This is a genomic window from Herpetosiphon sp. (genome assembly GCF_003512625.1).
Classification (GTDB): domain Bacteria; phylum Chloroflexota; class Chloroflexia; order Chloroflexales; family Herpetosiphonaceae; genus Herpetosiphon; species Herpetosiphon aurantiacus.
The window spans coordinates 33,692-50,843 of the sequence record NZ_DOPT01000002.1 but is presented as its reverse complement, the minus strand read 5'-3'; the positions used below and the strand labels follow the sequence as shown (position 1 = coordinate 50,843).

Here is a 17,152-nt window from a genome sequence, read left to right as displayed (position 1 = left end):
CACGATAGTGCGCGGCTGTTACACCAACGTTACAAGGCTTCGTTGGCTAAGCGTTCGATCAGCGAGTGCATTGTTGGATCAACGTGGGTATGTTGGGCTAAGAACGCGACAATTGCCAAAGCCGAAGCTGGGCTAGCCTGATAGCCTTGCACCCATTGAGCTAAGAGCGGTTTAAGTTCAGGCAAGCGCTGCTCGATCCGCCGTTCATTGGCAAAAGCATCGCCAGCCGCCAAGCTGAATGTTGGCAAATAATTCAGCAATTCCAAGACCCGATCAACCGCAAAATGTTGGATAAAACGCTGGGCCGAAAGCCACTCGCCCCGCTGATAGCGGCATAAACCAACATACAAACAGGTCAAGGCTTCGCCTACCAACCATTCGGGCTGATGTTGGTTAGGTGCAGGCATTGCCAGTTGGGGCAGCGCAATTGAGGCCTCAACATGCGGCGCTTTCCAGATAATTTGGCCTGGCGCAAAGGGAATCTTGGGCAATTCAGCTGGCTCAAAAATCGCAAATTCACAGAAAATCTCATCGCTATACAGCAATTTATAGCCATCAACGGTATTTTGGAAGGCATAGCTAATTGGCTGAATTGCCGCTAGCCAACCAAGATCATGCATAAAAATTGGCTTTGTGCCTGGTTCGACAATCGCAAAAAAATCCAAATCCGACCATTGATCAAGCCGTTCGCGCTCTAAACCGACCGAGCCAAGCCCAATCAGGGCTAAACCATGGCTGCTGCTAGCGAGTGCTTGGCCGATTGCATCAAGCCGCGCTAAAAGTTGAGTTGGGGTTGGCATACAGCTCCTCGATCAAAAATGTTTAGCCGAATCATACCAAGTCTCAGTCGATTAATGGTAGCCAAAGTCCGCCATAAGCCCTATGCAGATTGTGACAGCTTATGACACAATGCTCCTGTTTAATCGCACAGGGGTTTTTCGGCTACACTACTAGCTCCATCGTGCAAATTAATGTTAATTTGGAGCAAGGCCCATTATGAGCAATAGCCCAACGTTGTGTGCAACATGTAAGCAAAAACCGCCGTTGTGGGACATGATGTATTGTGCCGAGTGTTATCAACGCCAATTGTTTCGCCAGCGACTAGGCCTCTGGGGCTTGTGGATGGTGATTAGTGTGCTCGAAATGCTGCTTAATATTGGCGTTGGGGTGGTGGCTGTTTCAAGCGAACTAGCCCAAGAAAGCTCTTTGATCAGCCTGATCTTTTCGGGTGTGATGGTGATCAATAGCATTTTGGCACTATGTGTTGGGGTTGCTCAAACAGCATTAATGAAAAAGAAGATCAAACGCTGGCTGCTTTGGGGGATAGCTGGCGGGCTAGAGGTGCTTTTTTTCTGGATACTGAGCATGCTAGCCTATCAGCAATTTGGTCAAGTTGCCCATTTGTTAATTTTCACAATGGCATGTTCAGGCATCTGTTTGGCAATCATTCAATCCTCATTAATGATTGGCCAAGTGGCACAGCCATGGCGCTGGATTTTGGTCAGTATCGGGTCATGGAGTGTTGCTAGTTTAGCGGCGTTGCTGCTTGAAAATCAATTCGGTGATCCATTGCTGCAAACCATTTGGGGCCATGCGCTTGGCCGTTTTGTTTATGGGGTTTTCTCTGGTTTAGGCTTTGCGTGGCTACTCACTGATCGTCGTATGTATCAGCCTAAACAGCAGCTTTAAGGAGGGTGTATGGCCGACTATCAGCTTGCCCAACTCAATATTGGCACAATCAAAGCCCCATTAGATACGCCGCTCATGGCTGATTTTACCAATAATTTGGATCGGATTAACGCCTTGGCTGAGGCTTCTGAAGGTTTTGTTTGGCGCTTGAAAGACGATTCAGGCAATGCCACTGATTATCGCCCACTCGACCCGCTAACGATTGTCAATATGTCGGTTTGGCAAGATCTAGACTCGTTGATGCAATATGTCTATAAATCGGAGCATGTGGCAATGATGCGGCGGCGCAAAGAATGGTTTGAACGTATGGAAACAGCGTTTATGGTATTATGGTGGGTTCCCGCTGGACATGAGCCAAGCGTGGCCGAGGCCTTAGAGCGTTTGGAGCATTTGCGCAACAACGGCGAAAGCAGCTATGCATTTAGTTTTCGCAAGCCCTTCGCTGCACCGAATAGTATCCAAGTTGTTGAGGCTCAATAATGCCAGAACTTAGCCTACGCCCGATTGAAGCAGCCGATCTAGCCAGCTTTTTCGAGCATCAACAAGATCCGCTGGCAATTCATATGGCTGCCTTTACCGCCAAAGATCCCAGCGACTATGCTGCCTTCCAAGCGCATTGGCACAAAATTATGGCTGATGATCGGATCATCAAACGCTCAATTATCTGGGATCAGCAACTGATCGGCCATATTGCCCAATTTGAACAATTTGGCGAACCAGAATTGACCTATTGGTTGGATCGCGCCTATTGGGGGCGAGGGCTGGCCAGCCAAGCGCTCGAATTATTGCTCAACGAAATTGCCACGCGGCCCTTGTTTGCGCGGGTTGTGCAAGATAATCATGGCTCGCTGCGGGTACTGACCAAAGCTGGCTTTCAAATTATCGGCCAAGATACTGGCTTTGCCAATGGTCGTGGCTGTGACGTGGCCGAATATGTGCTACGGCTTGATTAATCATCGTTCGGGTTGGAAGAGTGTTCTTATTTTAGGAGGATAACGCAATGTCTCAACCACAAATGCCACCCCAAGGCAGTTTTCAATTGCCACCACATTCAAATTACCCAGGCACACCCACCAATCAGCAAGCTGGCGGCAGCAAAGCCAAAGCACTCTTGATTGGTTTGGGTGCAGTCGTTTTAGGCGCGATTGTTTGGGGTTTGTTGGCCTATTTCACCGAACGAATTTTCGTGTATGTGGCAATTTTGATTGGCGTGGGGATTTCCTATGCCATGATTTCGCCGCTGCGGAAGCCTGTTGCTAAACCTGTCCTCTTTTCTTTGGTGATTCCAGCAATTTTGTTTACCTTGCTCTCGTTGGAACTGGGTAATCTGATTACGATTATCATCTTCTTACGGCGCGAGATCGATATACCCTTAGGCGAAGCCATTTCATATTCACTTGAGGCGTTTTTCAGTGCCGAATGGTTGAAAAGCCAAGATCACATCTTGACTATCGTATTTGGAGTATTGGGAGCTGGATATGGCTTCTACAATATGCTGAAACGTTCGTAAAATTCCCTCACCCCCTGATCTCCTCTCCCGCCCAGCGAGCAAGGGGGAAAATGAGATCAAAAAGCCCCTCTCCCGCCGCAGTGGGAGAGGGGTTGGTGTGAGGGAAGGAATTATTGATTGCCCAGCAATTGTTCTAGGCGATCAACATAGCTGGCCAGCACGCGGAAGGCGGCTTCAACTGGCTCGGCGGAAGTCATATCGACCCCAGCCAATTTCAGCGCATCCAATGGTGCTAACGAGCTACCAGCACTCAAGAAGGCCAAATAGTTGGCTTGGGCATCGGGCTTGCCCGCCAATACCCCCTCGGCCAACGCATGAGCGGCGGCAATCCCCGTGGCATATTGATAGACATAGAAGTTGGCATACATATGGCCCGAGAAGGTTGCCCAGGTAATCCCCATACGATCAGCATCGGGCACAACTTCCTCGCCATAGCCTTCACGGAACAGATCGAACATGATGCCGTTGAGGGTTGCAGCGGTTAATGGTTCGCCACGCTGACCACGCTCGTGGATTTCTAGCTCAAATTGGGCCAAAATTGGCATGATGAAGAAATAGCGATGGAAATTGCTCATGGCTTCTTCGATCAAGGCAATTTGGAAATCGGGGTCTTGGTTGGTATTAAACAGGTGGTTGCGAACTAGAGCTTGATTGAAGTTTGAAGCTACTTCGGCCACAAACAAACCATAGTTGCTATAAATTGTTGGCTGGTTTTGCCAGGTCAAATACGAGTGCATCGAGTGACCAAGCTCGTGGGCCAAGGTGCTCATCCCAAAAATATCGTTGTTGTAGTTCATCAAGATATAAGGTGGCGTGCCCTTCCAACCACTCGAAAATGCCCCAGCACTCTTGCCTTTGTTAGGGTAAATATCAACCCAGCGATCTTCTAACAGGCCACGTTTGGCCACGCTGGTGTAGCCTTCGCCCAACGGCTGCATCCCCGTAATAATCCAATCGACGGCTTCAGTGTAAGGGATTTCAAGCTTTTTGGTGGTTAATGGCGCTTTGATGTCGTAGACATGCAATTGATCATAGCCCAAGGCTTGACGGCGTAAGCGCCAGTAGCGATGCCAAGTTGGGTAGTTTTTGCGCACCGTGGCAACCAATTGATGAAAGACATCGGTTGGGATGTTGTTTTCGCCAAGGGCGGCGGCTAAAGCTGAGCTATAGTTGCGCACGCGAGCATTGAAGACATGCTGCTTGACACAAGTCGCCAAACAATTGGCCATGGTATTTTTGTTGGCCAGATGGGCATCGCTGTAGTTTTCAAAGGCTGTGCGGCGCACCTCCCGATCAGGGTCGGTGACCAACAGGCCAATTGTGCCTTGAGTTAGCTCTAATTCAAGCCCATTCGTGCTATGGGCTGCGGGATAGGCCAAATCAGCATCGGTCAAAATGCGATGGGTTGAACTGGCAGAATCGAACGCATCGCTGACCAAGCCCAATACTTGTTCAACTTCGGCTGAACGCACATGAGCTTGCCGCCGCTCAACATCATGAAAATATTGACCATAGCGAGCCAAATCGGCGTTTTCGGCTTGCCATTGCTTGAGCGTTGCAAAGCCAATCGCAATAATTTCTGGCTCGATAAACGCCGAGCTAGCCATGGTGCGCGAATAAACCCCCAACACCCGATCCATTTTGGCTTTGGCTACTTGGTCGGTGGTATCGACGCTATAAAACAGGCTGGCATAAATATAGAGCTTGCCAACCCGCTCGTTAAGCTGATCGGAATAATTCAGCGCGGCTAAAAGCGTTGCTGGGCCTTCAGCCAAACGGCCTTGGTATTGCTCGATGTCGGCGATCGATTGGGCATAGGCATCAAGTGCTTGTTCCCATTCAGCATCAGAAGCGAAAACTTTGGTTGCATCCCAAGTATCGGCGAGGGCTACTTCCTGACGGCTTGGCACTGTTGCGGCGGTTGTCATTCCAAAACTCCTTCAACACACAGGCTATTGCAATTGGCAACGATTATTCATCGTCATCATCAAAATCATCGTGATCATCGCCAAAATCATCCTCAATGTCACCGTTCGCAGGGCGGAGATTCAGGCGATGCAAAAGGCGCACGGCGAGCGGCCAGCCAGCCGCCGAAAAGTGCATTGTTTGTTTGTCGTGGCTCTCGGCCAACAATTCAAGCATTGTGCGATAGGCAGGCGGCAAGCTAAATTCGACTGGCAAGCTGTAGCTGCCATCAGCATTAGCAGTGTTATCAATTTCAATATCAGCTTCGTAGGTGGCGTGAGCATAGCCCAACAACAGCGCCGTATCTTCCTTGATCGGAGTCAATTGGGGCGTGCCATTGGGTAGGCGCTCAATCCGAAAATAATCGCCACTGGTGCGCGAACGCCGCCGTCGGGCTACGCGATGTTCTTCAAAGGCCACAAACAAGCGCGAGCCATTGGTTTGAGCTTCAACTGCTTGCCATGTCAAAGTATCGCTATCAAAGTGAAACCATTGATCGCGTGCGCCAGTTTCAATTTGCAACAAATTGCCTGGAGCCTCGACCGTCGGCAATTCTGTCAAACGATCGATTTTATCTTTGAGCGTAACCACGCGATAGTTGCGAGTGCGCAAACGGGCAATTAAGCCTTGACCACGCACCGAGGTTAGGGTAAACGAATGCCCATTGACCGTGCCCTCACCACGCAAAATCGGAATCATGGCGGTATCTGCAATTAAAAAGGTATTAACTCTGACTTCTTCAAGATCTGGCCGACGAACCATCTAGGAATCCTCCTGAATGCGGTTAAGATACGGTGCTGCGTAGGCATGGCACATGGCAACGGCAAGGGCATCAGCGGCATCATCGGGCTTGGGAATATGATCCAAATTCAGGGTCATTTGCACCAGATGTTGCATTTGCTGTTTGTCGGCGTTGCCATATCCGACCACGGCCTGTTTCACAGACAACGGTTTATATTCAAAAATTGGCAATTTGGCTTGGCGCAAGGCCAACAAGGCCACCCCACGCGCATGGCTCACGGCCATCGCAGTTGTTACATTTTTGGCAAAAAACAATTCTTCAACTGCGGCAACGCTAGGCCGATAGTGCTCCAACACATGGGCTAAATCATTGTAAATGCTCACCAAGCGATCGGGCAGCGGCTGTTTGGCGGGCGTGGTAAACGCGCCATAGGCAACCATGGTCAAATCGCTGCCATCGGCATCAATAATGCCCCAACCCATAATTGCCGTGCCTGGATCGATCCCGATAATCCGCATTGCTGATCCTCAATGATTATGCTGATTGCATTATAACGGCTTTCGCTTATTCGGCACGCCCGCGGTCGCTATCGCCGTAGCCAGTCAATTCAACATAGCCAAAACCTGTCACGCTGCCGTTGATTGCGACTGAACCTTCCCAGTAGCGCACGGTTAATGGCAGTTCTTGGTTGGCAAGTTGCGGTGTAATCGTCAATTCAAGCTGCTCGCTGGGCAAACTCAAGCGCCATTGGGCGGGATATTGTGTCCCTTGATCGCTTTGCCATTGCTGCAATACCTCTAGCTTGATGCTATCCCGCTCAATCTTGCGCGTTGTACCATCGGCTAAAGTTAATGTGCCCGTTGAATAGGGGCTAATCGAGCCATCAGCGTTTCGAATATTGAAGTAGGTTATTTCGCGTTGATCATCAAGCTGGATCGAGAACCAATCCCAGCCCACCGCCTGATCTTCGAGCGCACTTGTACCCCATTCGTGATCCATCCAAGTCTTGCCAGTAACTGCAATCTCGCGACCATCAATTTGCAATGTACCAGTCGTAGTCATGTTGGTCAGCGAATAGTAATAGGATGCGTTGCCAAGCTCAGCACCTTTTTGGCTCAAGCCGCGATCGCCTTGCAAGGTTGGGATTTTGCTCGATTGCAGGGTTAAATCGAGTTTGACTGGGGCTTGCTTTGCCCGTAGTTGCATGGTCATGCCTTCGAGGCCGCTGCCAAGCGCTTGCCAATCCTCGACAAAAACCTTGAATGGATCGCCCGTCGCATTGGCAAGTTGGGGGTTACCACGCATAAAGCGTTCAAAGGCATAAAAACGCTGATTCGCCACATCGGTCAAGGCAAAGTGGGCCATATAAATATCGCTAGTGGCCAAGCTAGCGGTGCGGCTAATTACTTGGTCGGTGGCGGCAGAACGAAAAAAGGTCAATTGAAAGCCAAAACGCTGGCCATCAGCACTCGCCAAATTGCCAGTGTAATACCACCATTCAGTGCGATAGCCTGGGTGCGAGCCATGATCGGCGGGAAACTCAAATGGGCGTGGCTCGGTTGCTCGCCGATAATTGCCTTGACTAGCTTGATTGAGCATACCAACCGCACTAATCGAGGCTTGAATTTGGGTTTGGGTTGGTTGCAACACCCACCAAGTAGCGCCGCCAAGCAAGCCAACAATCACCAATATAGTTAATATCAAACGTATTCGCATACGAAAACTCCTTGAAAACAGCAACGCATCCAGTCCAATGCTGGATGCGGCTCATAGCAATCGTATCACGAAAATCGGCTTAAAAGAGCCAATACAACAACAATATTGCCAAGAAACTAATGCCAACAAATACCCCGATGATTCGGCGTTCAATTTTGGGAGTAGCGTTAAAATCAAACGGCACTTGATATTCATTGGTCGCTGGTACATGGTGCAGAATCAACGGCCAAAGCTTGGTGATCTTATTCCAATGCAGCGGATTGATAATCACAATCTCATCACGTAGATTGGCACTGGCGAATCTGCGTAGATTTGGCTCTGGCAAATTGGCATAGGGTTGGCGTAAAATCAGATAGGGCATGGCGATACCCATCCCCCCTTGCAATGTCCCAACTCCAGCAACATGGACCCAATCAATCGTCACTGGTTTGCCTGAATGTTTGATAATCAAACTCTGCTCAGTTACACGGATAAACTGATTCAAGCCACGCGCAGCCCATACAATCCATCCAACAAACACCAATAGAGCAGGGCTGAAATCAACATTTGGGGTTGTTAGTGCTTGAATCATTGCATTGATAATCACGCCACTTGCCAGCACTAAAAAAACCAGGTTTGCCCCCCAATACCGTGGGCGAATGGTTAATAAATATTGTTGCCTTGTCAAATTCTAGCCCCAAATAATAATAATTGGAATAAGAATTACTCCATACACAAGCACTTGTTTGATAAAGCTTGATAAACTAAACGTAAATGGCACAATTAAAGCTTTATTTGCTATTGATGGCATTTTTTGCTCAGCTAGCAGCTTGATTTGCTCATAATTATCCCATTCGTTTAAAAGCAATACCCGTCGATTATATGGTTTTGGCACAATTGAAGGGTAGAGCGCATCTAATAACTGGACATCACGATCAAAAAGAATATATTCGATTGGCCGATTGAAAAACATAAAATATTGGATAGCAGAAATATCCTTCCATTCGGCAGTTCTGCTGGGATTGAACAATCTTTTGACTGTAATTCCTTGATCGTCAATAATTAACTCTCTGCGGTAGTCACTGATTGCCCCGTAGAAATATAGTATACCCATAATGACAAAAAATACTGGAAATCTTTTCATATCAAAGATTACTTTAAATATGATTGGAATGGCAATCATTATATATTCGGAAAATAACATTATGAATAATTGTCGCTTGTAATTACGTGCTCTGAAGATAATTGGTTGCATTTATTTAATTCCTTGTCAATCTAATAATAAGTGAAATATAGTATAGGCTTAGCCGTTGCTATGGAATATTATACTTAGCAACTGTATACTTAGATACTACACAGGAAGTTCTTTAAAAGTTACAATTACTACCGCTAACAATCTATCCAGCAAAAAGTCTCCAGATTGTAAAAGCTGCTACAGCAAATGCGACAATGATAACTAAGATTGAAATTCTGGTTATTCTTGTTTGATCTATATGATTGAACGGCACAAAAAATTGGTTTGATGGATGTTCTGTTGAGAGATATGGCTCAACTAGTTCGATCAATTCGCTCGATCGCTCCCATAGATCGAGCCTAAAAATGCTTGATCGTAGCTCCTTCGGGATTTGATTCGAATTGAGACTTTTGATTGACGGATTTGGTACGTTCAATAAAAGATAATCTAGGGTATATTTGCCTATATTCAAATGTTGTTTTTCAGCTATATCGCTCCAGGCTAGATGTATCCGATCTCTAAATATTCGATGAATAGATAATCCTTCTGAATCAACAATCAAATACGTATTTGCCTCAAAAACACAATATAAAGCAACCACTGAGTTAAGCATTACCGAAATCCAATTATCAGACAGGCCTTGATATATCCAATAGAGCGACATAAATGACATAAACAAAGAAACTGATACATAAGATCTAAAATTCTTAGGTCTAAATTTTCCAGAACTCATAATTTACTTTCTATAAAAAAAATAAATAAACAAAAATTAATATAACAACCAGCGTTGCCCAAGCAATCATTTTTTGATACGAATAAAAGAACTTCAAGCTTTTGGAAAAGTCGGGAGTCACCTGCCATTGATCGGTCGTAGATGCCAGACTGGCATGTAAGGTTTTTGCAATAATTTCGGGGTTATCCCAGCCTTCTAGGGTTAATGTGCGCTGTCGTTGTTCTGGCGTTAGTTCCTTTAATTTCACGCTTGGTAAGCCTTTAATCGGCTGATGCAAAATAATATATGGCAGATAGCGCCGTCGGCCAATTGTGCCAATGCCAAACGCTTCAATGTGCTCCCAATTAACTTCAAAACGTTGCCAACCGCGCCGCATAACCAAGCCACGAGCACTCAGATCGAGATAAGAAATAACATTCATGCTGAATTGAATCAGCAGGAGCGGATAGATAATCATATTCGAGTAGGTAATTAATGGCACACTGGTCTTGGTTGGTATCCAGAAATTGAAGACTACCAAGATAAAATACAGAAAGACAGCAGCGATCTGCCAGCGATAATAGGGCACGCGTAGCCGTTGTTTGATCAGCGAAGATTGCATGGATGTTCTCTCATTACTCAGCAGCATCGTGATTGTTTACGTTGGGGGATCAACAAGGTTGCAGCAGCAACGCGGTTGCACTACTGCTGCACGGATTTGGGCTAAATCCCTTGGGCTAAGATCGTATCGATCATCGGGCCAAGCTCTTCGGTCGTAATGCCACCCTCATATTTATTGACAATCGTGCCATCTTTGCCGAGCAAGAACAACCATGGCTCGCTCTGCAAGCGCCATTCGGCCATAGCTGGCACTAATAATGGTGGATTAGCTTGGACTGATTCGCTAAATGGGAACTTATAAACTTCCACATGGATAAAATTCATCTTTTCGCCATAGGTTTTCTGTAAATTGCCCAAAACTGTAACGCTCGGGCCACAGGTAGCGGTTTTGCAAAAGCCTGGCGTGCCAAATAAAATTGCGGTAGGCTTGCCGCTCGTAATCGCATCGGCAATGCTCAATTGATACAAGGCCGGATTGGGATTTGGATCAGAGCTGATTTGGCTTAGATCAGGCGCAGTTTTGACGGTTGGCGTATCGACGGCAATCGCTTTGCTGCCAATCGCTGGCGTAGGATCTTGAGCCAAAACCGAGAGCCGCAAGGTGCTGACGGTTGGCTCTTTGCCCGGCAAAGTTGCCTCAACTTCAACGCCCCAATCGCCAGCCTTTTTAAAATCAGGGTAGGTCACATAGATGCCAGCGGGCAAGCCTTGGCCAAAATAATCGGCACTGCCTTCACCAGCCACTTGGGTTTTCTCAGCATCGGTTCCATCAAGATAATACAAGCGCAATTTGACTTGCACATTGGGGTCATTGATTGGTGAGCCATCGACGATCAAGCCGATTGGCAAGCGATTTGGGCCAACTACTAAATTAGATGCTGCCAAAACTGCCTGAACGCGACTTTTAGCCACCGGAGTTGCAGTTGGCGTAGCTGCACCACAGCCCACTAAGCCAACAATAATTACACCATAGAAAACCCGCCACCAGCGCTGCATACGATTGCTCCTCATACAGTAGATATCTGTTTAACGATGTGCCAGCGCCGAAACCCTGACGCTATTCACTCTAGCACAAATTTCATTCACGCCTATCGGTTAATCAATCTAGTTAACACGCTCCGCCTAAGTTCTGTGATGGATCGGGCGTAGTGTGACGGCCATTGCGCCAATCGTTCAAATAAGGTACTGGATTGAGTGTGCCACGCCGAATTTGCCAATCATCTGGTCTACTGGGATAGGAGATGCCGAAATGAAGATGGGCAGGGGTTGAACGGGCATTGCCACTCTGGCCAACCCAACCAAGCACTTGGCCAATTTCCACGCGATTGCCAACAGTAATCCCATCGGCAATGCCCGATAAATGCGAGCCATAGTAACGAATTCCGTCGTCACCAATGAGCGCAATTGATAAGCCACCACGTAGCGCAGGATCGTCATTGGTTGCATCCCATTCATCGCGATAACTGACAAAATCAATAACTCCGCTCGTGACTGCCACAAACGCTGTACCAAATGGTGCAAATATATCGCTAGCAGGATAATCGTGATGACACGACCCAAACGTTGCACCATTGGCAGGTTGAATCGGAAAAACATATTCAAACGTGCTTGCAGGTGGCTCGGTTGAGAGTGGTGGGACAAGGGTTGGTGTTTCTGTTGCCACAATTGGGCTGACGGGGATCGAAGTATTACTAGGAATCGGGCTTGGGGCCAGCGTAGGTTGAATAATCGTTGGTAGCATTTCAGGCGTAAAGGTCGCTTGAATCGTGGTTGGCAGGATTTCAAGTGTTGCAGTCGCAGCGGGTCGAATACCCGTAGCGATTGGCAACTGCGCTTGGAGTGTCGCAGTAACCACAGGTGTTGCTAAGGTTGTTGGCGAACTTGTTGGAGTATCCATTGGTTGAATAGATGGCGCAGGCGTTGAGGTTGCTTGCATACAACCTTGCAATAGCAACACAATCATGATCCACTTGCCAAAAAATGTTATAGAACGCATAACCTACCTCACTTAATACCAAGCCAACCACTTAAAGGGCCTATGCTACAATCGGGCTACGATTGCGATGCCCAAAGCAAGGAGGCTGTGATGTCGCTCTATTTTAACGCTGAGCATGAACTGTTTCGCCAAACGATCCGGCGGTTTGTTGAACGCGAAATTAACCCCTTTGTCGAGCAATGGGAGCATGAGCGGGCTTTTCCTGGCCATGCCTTATTCAAAAAATTAGGTGAATTAGATGCGTTGGGTGTTTCGTACCCCGAAGCCTATGGTGGTGCAGGCTTAGATTATTGGTATAACGTGGTGTTGGCCGAGGAATTAGGCTATGCTGATTGTGGTGGCGTGCCCATGGCGATTGCGGTGCATACCGATATGGCTACGCCCGCCTTGGCCGAATTTGGCAGCGACGAGTTACGTCAGCGCTTTTTGGCTCCCGCAATTCGTGGCGAAATGATTGCGGCGGTGGCAATTTCCGAGCCTGATGCTGGCTCCGATGTCGCGGCGATTCGCACGCGGGCGGTACGCGATGGCGATGAGTATGTGATCAACGGCCATAAAATGTGGATCACCAATGGTACACAGGCCGATTTTATTACGCTTTTGGCCCGCACCAGCGACGAACCTGGCTATAAATCCATGTCGTTGCTGATTGTCCCAACCAACACCCCAGGCTTTCATGTTTCCAAGAAATTAGAGAAATTGGGCAATCATTCCAGCGATACTGCATTGTTGGCGTTTGACGATGTGCGCGTGCCAGTCGCCAATCGCATCGGTGATGAAGGCCAAGGCTTTGTACTGCAAATGCAGCAATTTCAAAAAGAACGCTTGATTGGCGCGGTTTCGGCGGTTTCGGCCATGGAACGCATCGTTGAAATGACCAGCCACTATTGCCGTGAGCGCCAAACATTTGGCAAGCCCTTGATTGAAAACCAATATATTCAATTTCGCTTGGCTGAGTTATTGACCGAGATTGAGGCATTGCGCCAACTCAATTATCACTGCACCCGTCTGCTTTTGGCAGGCCACGACATCACCAAAGAGGTTTCAATGGCCAAACTCAAGGCTGGGCGTTTGGCTCGTGAAGTTGCTGATACATGTTTACAATTCCACGGCGGCATGGGCTATGTTGAAGAATACCCGATGGCCCGCTATTTTCGTGATGCCCGTTTGCTGTCAATCGGCGGTGGCGCTGATGAAATTATGCTGGGAATTATCGCCAAATATGCGGGTTTGTCGCGCAAACGTGGTTAGTTGAATGTAGTGTTACGGCTATATTCGTTGTTCTTTCGGTAGTTAAACCTGCCACTTTTGCTTGGCAAGTATCGACCTGCATGATTAAAAGCATCGCGTATAATAGGCCATATATTGATTCGACCTTTCATGTGGAGGTTTTATGTCGGCTGAGTTTCGTGTGGAGAAAGATTCGCTCGGTGAGGTACAGGTGCCAGCGTGGGCATTGTATGGGGCACAAACTCAACGAGCAGTGCAGAATTTCCCCATCAGCGGGCTGAAACAGTACCCTGCATTCATTTGGTCAATGGCGACGATCAAAAAGGCCGCCGCTCTTGTCCACCAAGATTTAGCGTTGCTCGATGCCAAAATGGCCGCTGCGATTGTGCAAGCAGCCGATGAAGTGATCGACGGTAAATTGAACGATCACTTTGTGGTTGACCCATTCCAAGCTGGCGCTGGCACTTCGCACAACATGAATATCAACGAAGTGATCTCAAATCGGGCTAACCAAATTTTGGGCTACGAGATTGACGATCCCAAAAAGCCCGTCAACCCCAACGATCACGTTAATATGGCTCAAAGCACCAACGACACGATTCCAACCGCGTTGCGTTTGGGCGCATTGTGGCGCTTAGATGAGTTGGTCAACACAGTTTTGGGCTTGGCCGAAACATTCGCCACCAAAGGTCAAGAATTCGACCATGTGCTCAAATCAGGCCGTACCCACTTGCAAGACGCTGTGCCAGTGCGCTTGGGCCAAGAATTCAATGCCTATGCCAAAGCTGTGCGGCTTGATGCCAAACGCATCCAAGCTGCTGGCGATCGTTTGCGCGAACTGGGCATCGGTGGCACGGCCACTGGCTCAGGCTTGAACGCTCACCCTGAGTACCACCATCGGATGGTCACGAAGTTGATGGGCTTGACCGGAATTGAGTTGCGTACATCAGACGATTTGTTTGAACGCATGCAAAGCATGGGCGACCAAGCCGATTTCTCTGGCTCAATGCGGGCTTTGTGTGTCACCTTGATTCGGATTGCCAACGACCTGCGTTTGTTGGCTTCTGGCCCAGCAACTGGCTTGGACGAAATTCGCTTGCCAGCAGTGCAGCCAGGTTCGTCAATTATGCCTGGTAAAGTCAATCCAGTGCTGGCTGAAATGCTCAACCAAGCCTGTTTTCATGTGATGGGCAATGATCATGCAGTAACTTTGGCTGCTCAAGCTGGCCAGTTGGAACTAAACGTGATGATGCCAATTATCGGCTATAACATTTTCCAAATGATGGATGTCTTGATTGGCGCAGTCAAGGCCTTTACCGAAAAGTGTGTCTTGGGTATTCAAGCCAACGAAGAAAAAGCCACAGGTTGGTTGGCCAAGAACGCCATTTTGGTAACCGCGCTCAATCCAACGATTGGCTATCTCAAAGGCGCTGAAGTGGCCAAGGAAGCCATGGCGACCAACCGCACGATTCGCGAAGTAGTGGTCGAAAAAGGCTATTTGACTGCTGAAGAAGCCGATAGCTTACTCGACGTTCGCGCAATGACCGAAGGTGGCATCTTTGGTGGCGGCGGCGCTGGCGGCTAAACATTAAGCCAAATTCAACTATTTCAACCCCTTGCTCAGTTTGAGCAGGGGGTTTTTGATTACTGGCCGCAACGCCAAAACTGTGACTTTGTTTGACACAGCAGTTTGTTAGAGTAAGGCCAGCAAAACCAAGTGACCCAATGCACAGGTTTGAGCGTTAGACAATGGTTTGAGTATATGCGAGGTGCAATTGTGGGTACGGCAAGCGATGCGCCGCAAGGCGAACCAACCCAGCGCCGCAAGTTCCAGCTGACCAACTTAGATGGTAATAACAACAAATACTATCTAGTTGAGATCTGGCAGCTTGCAGCAAACGATGTTTATTTTCGCGCTACCTATGGTCGGGTTGGCTCTGCCGCCCAAATCGATGAGAAAGTGACGACGCAGGAATGGATCGAGCGCAAAATTCGTGAAAAGCTCAAAAAGGGCTATCACGAGGTGGCGTTACATCGCCCAACGGTGGTCGCTACCGCGTCAGCGCCAGTTGTAACGCTGGCCGAGCCAATTCGCAACGTGATTGATTATATTTTCGATGAGGCTGGCGAGGGCATTGCTTCGTATTTGGCAGTTGGCCTTGATGCAATTTCGGCTGAACAAATTGAGCATGGCCGTAAGTTATTGGCCTTGGCCCAGCTCCAACATAGCACATGGCAAAAAAGCCAAACGCCCGCCAATTTGGCCTTGCTCAGCAGCACAATTCAACATTTTTACAATACCGTGCCAACCAAATTGCCCAGCCGAATCAAGCGTGAAACCGTCGTCGAGAATTTTTGTAACGACTTCGACCAACAAGAAACGCGCTTGCATCAGCTTGAGGCCGCGATTGCCACCATGACTGCTCAGCAGCAAAATCCGCAGGTTTCACGCTACGAAACCTTGGGCGCTGAACTGGATATGTTGCCACAGAACGATGATCGTTATCGCCAAATTTGCGATTATGTTGATCGAACCAGCGTGCATGGCTATAAAGTGCGGGTCAACAGCATTTTCACAATCAATATTGCCGCCGAACGCCGTACCTTTGAGCAAAGCCAGCTTGGCCGTAGCAATACTCAATTGTTATTCCACGGCACGGCGGGGCAAAATGTGCGCCACATCTTGCGTAGCGGCCTCGTTTGCCCGCGCACTCCCTCGAATGGGCGCATGTTTGGCCACGGCATTTATTTCGCCAATAAGGCCACCAAATCAACCAATTATTGCTCGGTGCGGCGGCGTAATCGCCCGATGTTTCTCTTTTTGGCCGATGTGGCTTTGGGCAATCCATATGTTGCGCCAACTGCCCAGAGCGATTTTCGGGCTGCGCCCAAGGGCTTCGATTCGGTTTGGGGTAAGGCTCAACATACTGTCGCTTGGGCCGGCAAACTGCAATACGATGAATTTATTGTCTATCAATCAGCCCAACAAACCTTACGCTATTTGGTGCTTTTCGATCGCTAAAAACGACACTATTAACTTTGGAGGCTTCTATGCAACTCGGTGATTGGGTTGAATTTCAAATTATTGTCAGCAAACAATCAAAAGGCCCAGGCAGTACGCCAACCACCCAAAATATGGGGCGAGTACGACGTGGCATGGTCATTGGGGTGCGCAATGTTTATGATGTGGTTGGGGGCAATCCGCCGCAATTAGCCAATCCCCAACCAGTGTTGATTGTAGCGGTTTCGTTGCATCGGGCTTATCGCGTTTTCCCCCACGATGCCACGCTGACCAACCCGCCAACGCCACGCCGTAGCCGCCAACGCCGCGTTACTGCACCAGCAGCCCAAACGGTGGTTCATGGCAACGATGACGACGATTGGCACGCTGTTGATGATCAGGCGTTAAGTTTATTAATCGCTGAACAAATTGGCAATTGGATTACCGCAGGCCAAATGTTTACCGCCTACGATATAACGATGGCCTTGCGCATCGCCAACCCACGCTTGATCATCAAGCATGAACGAGTTCGACCATTGGTCCATGAAGTGATGGCTTCGGCGGTGGTCAGCGGTTTGTACGAACGCGAAAGCGCCTCGTTCAATAGCAATCAAGCCACCCGCTACCTGCCAATTGAAGCGTAAACCAGAACATAGAGCAAAGAACAGAGAGTATCGAAACCGCGAAGAACACGAAGATCGCAAAGATTAACTAGGTGGTATGTTTGAGTTGCCGCTAAACGGAATAGGACGATATA

At 48.3% G+C, this 17,152-nt stretch carries 18 protein-coding genes; 8 read left to right on the top strand and 10 right to left on the bottom strand.

Going from position 1 to position 17,152, the window contains the following annotated elements:
* Window positions 1-29: 29 nt before the first annotated feature.
* On the bottom strand, window positions 30-800 hold the full coding sequence (locus DEF47_RS00780; RefSeq protein ID WP_012192267.1) for a hypothetical protein: 771 nt from the start codon (window positions 798-800) through the stop codon (window positions 30-32).
* A gap of 196 nt (window positions 801-996) precedes the next feature.
* Between DEF47_RS00780 and DEF47_RS00775 the strand changes: the two genes are divergently transcribed.
* Genes DEF47_RS00775 through DEF47_RS00760 form a run of 4 tightly spaced genes read left to right on the top strand, consistent with a single transcriptional unit; the run spans window position 997 to window position 3,199 of the window.
* Entirely contained in the window at window positions 997-1,689 is a 693-nt protein-coding gene (locus DEF47_RS00775) for a hypothetical protein (protein WP_012192268.1), read from the top strand.
* 9 nt (window positions 1,690-1,698) lie between these two features.
* Window positions 1,699-2,169 carry a DUF3291 domain-containing protein gene (locus DEF47_RS00770; RefSeq protein ID WP_012192269.1) on the top strand — a complete coding sequence of 157 codons (471 nt, stop codon included), beginning with the start codon at window positions 1,699-1,701 and terminating at the stop codon, window positions 2,167-2,169.
* Window positions 2,169-2,642, top strand: a complete 474-nt coding sequence (locus DEF47_RS00765) for a GNAT family N-acetyltransferase (RefSeq protein ID WP_012192270.1) — start codon at window positions 2,169-2,171, stop codon at window positions 2,640-2,642. The genes DEF47_RS00770 and DEF47_RS00765 overlap by 1 nt, the downstream gene beginning before the upstream one ends.
* Window positions 2,643-2,689: 47 nt before the next feature.
* On the top strand, window positions 2,690-3,199 hold the full coding sequence (locus DEF47_RS00760; RefSeq protein ID WP_012192271.1) for a hypothetical protein: 510 nt from the start codon (window positions 2,690-2,692) through the stop codon (window positions 3,197-3,199).
* Window positions 3,200-3,309: 110 nt separating this feature from the next.
* Here the strand turns inward: DEF47_RS00760 and pepF are convergent, their stop codons facing one another.
* The 9 genes from pepF to DEF47_RS00715 all read right to left on the bottom strand — a co-directional run bounded on the left by pepF (window position 3,310) and on the right by DEF47_RS00715 (window position 12,164).
* A complete protein-coding gene (gene pepF, locus DEF47_RS00755; RefSeq protein ID WP_012192272.1) occupies window positions 3,310-5,127 on the bottom strand; it encodes an oligoendopeptidase F in 1,818 nt (605 codons plus the stop codon).
* 43 nt (window positions 5,128-5,170) lie between these two features.
* A complete protein-coding gene (locus DEF47_RS00750) occupies window positions 5,171-5,926 on the bottom strand; it encodes a hypothetical protein (protein WP_012192273.1) in 756 nt (251 codons plus the stop codon).
* On the bottom strand, window positions 5,927-6,424 hold the full coding sequence (ruvC, locus tag DEF47_RS00745; RefSeq protein ID WP_012192274.1) for a crossover junction endodeoxyribonuclease RuvC: 498 nt from the start codon (window positions 6,422-6,424) through the stop codon (window positions 5,927-5,929).
* Window positions 6,425-6,470: 46 nt separating this feature from the next.
* Window positions 6,471-7,622 (bottom strand): lipocalin-like domain-containing protein, encoded by a 1,152-nt coding sequence (locus DEF47_RS00740; RefSeq protein ID WP_012192275.1) that lies wholly within the window; start codon window positions 7,620-7,622, stop codon window positions 6,471-6,473.
* A 79-nt stretch (window positions 7,623-7,701) separates the two neighbouring features.
* A complete protein-coding gene (locus tag DEF47_RS00735; RefSeq protein WP_012192276.1) occupies window positions 7,702-8,289 on the bottom strand; it encodes a hypothetical protein in 588 nt (195 codons plus the stop codon).
* A 3-nt stretch (window positions 8,290-8,292) separates the two neighbouring features.
* Entirely contained in the window at window positions 8,293-8,856 is a 564-nt protein-coding gene (locus tag DEF47_RS00730; RefSeq protein WP_012192277.1) for a hypothetical protein, read from the bottom strand.
* Window positions 8,857-9,578: 722 nt separating this feature from the next.
* A complete protein-coding gene (locus DEF47_RS00725; protein WP_041304949.1) occupies window positions 9,579-10,169 on the bottom strand; it encodes a hypothetical protein in 591 nt (196 codons plus the stop codon).
* A gap of 101 nt (window positions 10,170-10,270) precedes the next feature.
* On the bottom strand, window positions 10,271-11,164 hold the full coding sequence (locus DEF47_RS00720; RefSeq protein ID WP_012192280.1) for a hypothetical protein: 894 nt from the start codon (window positions 11,162-11,164) through the stop codon (window positions 10,271-10,273).
* 112 nt (window positions 11,165-11,276) lie between these two features.
* Window positions 11,277-12,164 (bottom strand): peptidoglycan DD-metalloendopeptidase family protein, encoded by an 888-nt coding sequence (locus DEF47_RS00715; RefSeq protein WP_012192281.1) that lies wholly within the window; start codon window positions 12,162-12,164, stop codon window positions 11,277-11,279.
* Window positions 12,165-12,254: 90 nt separating this feature from the next.
* Here DEF47_RS00715 and DEF47_RS00710 point away from each other — a divergent pair, with 90 nt between their 5' ends.
* The 4 genes from DEF47_RS00710 (at window position 12,255) to DEF47_RS00695 (ending at window position 17,039) form a co-directional block, all read left to right on the top strand.
* Window positions 12,255-13,415 carry an acyl-CoA dehydrogenase family protein gene (locus DEF47_RS00710; protein WP_012192282.1) on the top strand — a complete coding sequence of 387 codons (1,161 nt, stop codon included), beginning with the start codon at window positions 12,255-12,257 and terminating at the stop codon, window positions 13,413-13,415.
* Window positions 13,416-13,557: 142 nt separating this feature from the next.
* Window positions 13,558-14,979, top strand: coding sequence for an aspartate ammonia-lyase (locus DEF47_RS00705; RefSeq protein ID WP_012192283.1), 1,422 nt, complete (start codon window positions 13,558-13,560; stop codon window positions 14,977-14,979).
* Window positions 14,980-15,171: 192 nt separating this feature from the next.
* A complete protein-coding gene (locus tag DEF47_RS00700; protein ID WP_012192284.1) occupies window positions 15,172-16,416 on the top strand; it encodes a WGR domain-containing protein in 1,245 nt (414 codons plus the stop codon).
* Between the two features lie 29 nt (window positions 16,417-16,445).
* Window positions 16,446-17,039, top strand: coding sequence for a hypothetical protein (locus tag DEF47_RS00695; protein WP_012192285.1), 594 nt, complete (start codon window positions 16,446-16,448; stop codon window positions 17,037-17,039).
* The last annotated feature ends 113 nt before the right edge of the window (window positions 17,040-17,152 follow it).

Coding starts and splice junctions, on each gene's coding strand:
- DEF47_RS00720 (WP_012192280.1), bottom strand. CDS start 11,164: ATGCAGCGCTGGTGGCGGGTTTTCTATGGTGTAATTATTGTTGGCTTA.
- DEF47_RS00705 (WP_012192283.1), top strand. CDS start 13,558: ATGTCGGCTGAGTTTCGTGTGGAGAAAGATTCGCTCGGTGAGGTACAG.
- pepF (WP_012192272.1), bottom strand. CDS start 5,127: ATGACAACCGCCGCAACAGTGCCAAGCCGTCAGGAAGTAGCCCTCGCC.
- DEF47_RS00770 (WP_012192269.1), top strand. CDS start 1,699: ATGGCCGACTATCAGCTTGCCCAACTCAATATTGGCACAATCAAAGCC.
- DEF47_RS00715 (WP_012192281.1), bottom strand. CDS start 12,164: ATGCGTTCTATAACATTTTTTGGCAAGTGGATCATGATTGTGTTGCTA.
- DEF47_RS00695 (WP_012192285.1), top strand. CDS start 16,446: ATGCAACTCGGTGATTGGGTTGAATTTCAAATTATTGTCAGCAAACAA.
- DEF47_RS00725 (WP_041304949.1), bottom strand. CDS start 10,169: ATGCAATCTTCGCTGATCAAACAACGGCTACGCGTGCCCTATTATCGC.
- DEF47_RS00730 (WP_012192277.1), bottom strand. CDS start 8,856: ATGCAACCAATTATCTTCAGAGCACGTAATTACAAGCGACAATTATTC.
- ruvC (WP_012192274.1), bottom strand. CDS start 6,424: ATGCGGATTATCGGGATCGATCCAGGCACGGCAATTATGGGTTGGGGC.
- DEF47_RS00740 (WP_012192275.1), bottom strand. CDS start 7,622: ATGCGAATACGTTTGATATTAACTATATTGGTGATTGTTGGCTTGCTT.
- DEF47_RS00780 (WP_012192267.1), bottom strand. CDS start 800: ATGCCAACCCCAACTCAACTTTTAGCGCGGCTTGATGCAATCGGCCAA.
- DEF47_RS00750 (WP_012192273.1), bottom strand. CDS start 5,926: ATGGTTCGTCGGCCAGATCTTGAAGAAGTCAGAGTTAATACCTTTTTA.
- DEF47_RS00760 (WP_012192271.1), top strand. CDS start 2,690: ATGTCTCAACCACAAATGCCACCCCAAGGCAGTTTTCAATTGCCACCA.
- DEF47_RS00710 (WP_012192282.1), top strand. CDS start 12,255: ATGTCGCTCTATTTTAACGCTGAGCATGAACTGTTTCGCCAAACGATC.
- DEF47_RS00765 (WP_012192270.1), top strand. CDS start 2,169: ATGCCAGAACTTAGCCTACGCCCGATTGAAGCAGCCGATCTAGCCAGC.
- DEF47_RS00775 (WP_012192268.1), top strand. CDS start 997: ATGAGCAATAGCCCAACGTTGTGTGCAACATGTAAGCAAAAACCGCCG.